The following is a 3,979-nucleotide window of genomic DNA, read 5'->3' as shown; positions in this document are numbered from 1 at the left end:
GCACCCTAATCTTGCTAAGAAGCCCTCGAGACCGGCTTCCAGGCGTCGACGTTCTGGTCGAACAGCGTCTTGTAGTACCCGTTGCCGGAGATCTTCGCGAGGATCTGGTCCTGCGCCGAGGCGGGGTCCGCGCTCGAGGACGAGAGCTCCCAGGCGGCGCTGAGGGCGTCGCAGCGGTTGCGCAGCCAGTTGCCGAGGCTCGTGAGGTTCGTCTTGTCGTCCGCGTATACGCCGGCGCCGTCAGAGGTCGACGAGATCGAGCTGATGGTGTTGGAGACGTCGAGCGAGACGTCCTTGATCGCGAGCAGGCACGCCGAGCGCTCCTCGGCGGTTCCCGAGACGCCCTTCGACTTGAGGTCGCCCTCGCTCGCGGTGACCTTCTTCTCGTCTTCGACGAGCTTCTGGTAGTCGGAGCTCAGCGAGTCGAAGATGGGGTCTTCGGCAGCGGCGTCCGTCTGGGCGGCCCGCTCGTCCTTGTCCTGGGCGTCGAGGGACGAGACCTCGTCGGGGTTTCCTGCCTCGGAGGTGTCCATCGGGGTCTTTGCGGAGATGTCGTTGGCGTTGGGGTCCCACGGGTGCGTGATGGCGACGGCGGTGCCGCCGACGATGGCGATGGCCGCGATGGCGGCGACGATGAACTGCTTCAAGCGCGGGAGCATGTCGTTGGCCGAGGTGGCGGTCACCGCGTCGGGGCCCGTCGGGGGGATGGCGCTCTCGAGCCCCGGCTCCTGCTCGCGGCGCTCCTCGCACGGAGCCTCGTGGCGGCCGCGGCGGGCACCGGGGACGGGCGAGCCGCACTTAGGGCAGCAGGAGGCCCCGGGCGGGACGAGCGCGCCGCAGACGCCGCACCAGGACAGCTCGCCCAGGTCGATGCGCTGCGTGGCGCAGAGGGCCTCGGAGCAGTACGGGCACTCGAAAGATCCGTCGGGGACTTCTTTGTGGCAATTGGGGCAGATCAACGGCCGGCCTCCAGTGGGGTTTCGGACAACTCGGGAATTCAGGGTACGCCCCGCCGGGCGGCTGAGCAAAAACAACACAGAGCAAAGCGGCGGGAGCAGCAGGGGCGACCGGGAGGGCGCGAGCGCGCAGGGCCGGCAAGGGCGAGAAGGGCCGCGGCGCGCCTAGCCGCGCTTGCGCTCGTCCCTCGGGAGGGCAGCGCGGGGCACGGGGACGCCGGACTCGATCTTCTCGGCAGCGGCGATGAGCAGCCGGTTCGAGTCGGCGTTGCGCTCGAAGCGGGCCGAGAGCCGATCGAAGAGCATGACCGCGAGAACGCAGAACACGGCGGTGGCGACGGCGACGTCGGCAGGCAGCGCGACCACGAGGAAGAAGGATCCGAACACCGTGCAGGCCACGACGGCCAGCGCCGCCATCGAGACGATGAGGGCGCGGCGAAGCGCGGTCAAGGGCTGAGAGATGCGGAAGATGAGCGCGAGGCCGACGACGATCGTGATGATCATGCAGACCGTCGAGATCTCGTCGAAGTCGTGCCCGAGCAAGCGCCCCAGCACGAGCTCGAGCAGCAGGAACACGATGATCGAGCAGGACGCCGGCAGCGAGCGCGAGAGCACGTTGGCCAGGAAGTTGCCGCTGACCCGCTCCTTGTTCGGCTCGAGGGCGAGCACGAACGACGGAATGCCGATGACCGTCGTCGAGATGAGCGACATCTGAATGGGGATGAACGGGTAGGGCGGCAGGATGATGCAGATGAGCGCGAGCACCGCGGTAAAGACCGTCTTCACGAGGAAGAGCGACGCGGAGCGCTGGAGGTTGTTGATGGAGCGGCGGCCCTCCGCGACGACCTCGGGCATGTGGCTGAAGTCGTTGTCGGCGAGCACGATCTCGGACACGTTGCGCGCGGCGGCCGAGCCTGAGGCCATCGAGACCGAGCAATCGGCCTCGCGCAGCGCGAGCACGTCGTTCACACCGTCTCCCGTCATGGCCACGGTGCGCCCGAGCCGGTGCAGGGCGCAGACGAGCTCGCGCTTCTGCTGCGGGGTGACGCGGCCGAAGACACGGTACTTCGCGGCCGCCTCCTCCAGCTTCTGCGGGGTGTCGAGCGTGGAGGCGTCGACCATGAGGTCGGCGCGCGGGACGCCGGCGAGCCGCGCGATGGCGGAGACCGTGCGCGGGTCGTCGCCCGAGATCACCCGGAGCTCGACGCCCTGGTCGATGAAGTAGCTCATGGTCTCGGGGGCGGAGTCGCGGATCTTGTCGCGGATGCCGACGCAGGCGATGAGGAGCGGCTCGCCCACGATGCCGTCGTCGTCGGTAAAGCCGTCGCACTCGCAGACGACCATGCGGCGCTCGATGTCCTCGAAGCCGCCGCAGAGCGCGTCGGCCTCAGGGGTGCGGGACTCCCCCAGCACGAACTGCGCGGCGCCCATCACGAGAGAGCGACCGTCGGCGAGCACGCAGCCGGAGTACTTGCGCGCCGAGCTGAAGGCGACCGCGCGCGCGATCTGGGGCTCTGGGTCCTTCTTGCCTGTGCCCTCGGCGCGCAGCCCCTCGCAGTCGCCCGCGAAGGCGAGCAGGGCCTTGGCGGTCTCGTTTGCGTCGGAGGCGTTGGCGGCCGCGATGGCGGCGAACGCGGCGACGGCCTCGGCATCGGTCGAGCCGGGCGCGCAGCTGACGTGGGCGACCTCCATCTCGCCGGAGGTGATGGTGCCCGTCTTGTCGAGGCAGAGCGTGTCCACGCGCGCGAGGGTCTCGACGCAGTAGGACTGCTGGACGAGGACCCCACGCGAACCCAGGCGGGTGGTCGCGATGGCGAGGACCGACGAGGTGAGCAGGACGAGACCCTGGGGGATCATTCCGAGTACGGCGGAGGTGGTCGAGAGGATGGCCTCGTTGACCGTGGAGCCGTCCATGAGGATCGTCCGCACAAAGAGGCCGATACCGAGCGGGACAAGGACCATGGTGCCGAGGCGGATGATGGCCTTCAAGGTCGCGAGGATCTCGGACTTGACGTCCTTCACGTACTTTGCCTCCGCGTTGATCTTCGCGGCATAGCCGTCGCGGCCGACCTTGGTCACGCGGGCGACGAGGCTGCCGCTCTCGATGAAGCTGCCGGAGAACAGCTCGGAGCCCGGGGCCTTGGCCACCGGCACCGACTCGCCGGTGAGCAGGGACTCGTCGCAGTAGACGTTGCCGCTGACGACCTCGCTGTCCGCGGGGACCTGGTCGCCGTGCGAGAGGCGCATCAGGTCGTCGATCACCAGCTCGGAGGGGGCGATGGCTACCTCTGCGCCTTCGCGGATCACCGCGACCTGCTTCTGGGTCATGATCGAGAGCTTGTCGACCATGTGCTTTGCACGGATCTCCTGGAAGACGCCGATGACGAGGTTCGCGCCGACGATGAAGAGGAAGAACAGGTTGCGGTACTGCCCCGTGAACGAGATGAACAGGGCCATAGCGAGGTTGACGCCGTTGAACAGCGTGAACGCGTGGGCCGCGAGGATCTGCCAGATCGACTTGGTCTTGACGTCGGTGTCGTGGTTGACCCGGCCGTCCGCGACGCGCTCGGCGACCTCGGCAGACGTGAGGCCAAAGAGCTTGCTGCCCTGCTCAGTCATTATTGTCCCTCTTTACATAAAAGAAAGCCGGGGTCGAGGCCCGCGGCCGGCGAATCCGTGCACACCAGTCAATGGTAGCGTAAGGCGGCCAAGCCGGCCTGAACGCACGGTTTGCTTACGAAGTCGTAACCGCTCGTTGAGGTTTGGCGCCGCGATGCGCTATACTGCCATACGCATTGCGCCCATAGCTCAGTGGATTAGAGCGTCTGCCTCCGGAGCAGAAGGTCGTGGGTTCGAACCCCCCTGGGCGCACCAAAGCACTCTCGGCCCCGATTTCGGGGCCTTTTTCATGGCCTGAGCTTCATGACCGCGCGCTACGCAACGCTTTTGTTACCTGGAATTGTTCCAGAGTCTCCCCGTGCTAACATTTGCAGACTTGTGTTAATCGTCTAGCGAACAAGGGG

At 67.2% G+C, this 3,979-nt stretch carries 2 protein-coding genes and 1 tRNA gene; 1 reads left to right on the top strand and 2 read right to left on the bottom strand.

The features are described from left to right. Positions 1 to 14: 14 nt before the first annotated feature. Positions 15 to 959 (bottom strand): zinc ribbon domain-containing protein, encoded by a 945-nt coding sequence (locus ACT84W_RS02650; RefSeq protein ID WP_444328119.1) that lies wholly within the window; start codon positions 957 to 959, stop codon positions 15 to 17. 162 nt (positions 960 to 1,121) lie between these two features. Next, positions 1,122 to 3,575 (bottom strand): HAD-IC family P-type ATPase, encoded by a 2,454-nt coding sequence (locus ACT84W_RS02645; RefSeq protein ID WP_444328118.1) that lies wholly within the window; start codon positions 3,573 to 3,575, stop codon positions 1,122 to 1,124. Positions 3,576 to 3,753: 178 nt separating this feature from the next. Between ACT84W_RS02645 and ACT84W_RS02640 the strand changes: the two genes are divergently transcribed. Continuing rightward, a tRNA-Arg gene (locus ACT84W_RS02640) sits at positions 3,754 to 3,830 on the top strand. Positions 3,831 to 3,979: the final 149 nt, after the last annotated feature.

It is taken from the genome of Paratractidigestivibacter sp., assembly GCF_052362415.1.
GTDB lineage: Bacteria > Actinomycetota > Coriobacteriia > Coriobacteriales > Atopobiaceae > Paratractidigestivibacter.
This window is presented reverse-complemented; position numbering and strand designations above follow the sequence as displayed.

Coding starts and splice junctions, on each gene's coding strand:
- ACT84W_RS02645 (WP_444328118.1), bottom strand. CDS start 3,575: ATGACTGAGCAGGGCAGCAAGCTCTTTGGCCTCACGTCTGCCGAGGTC.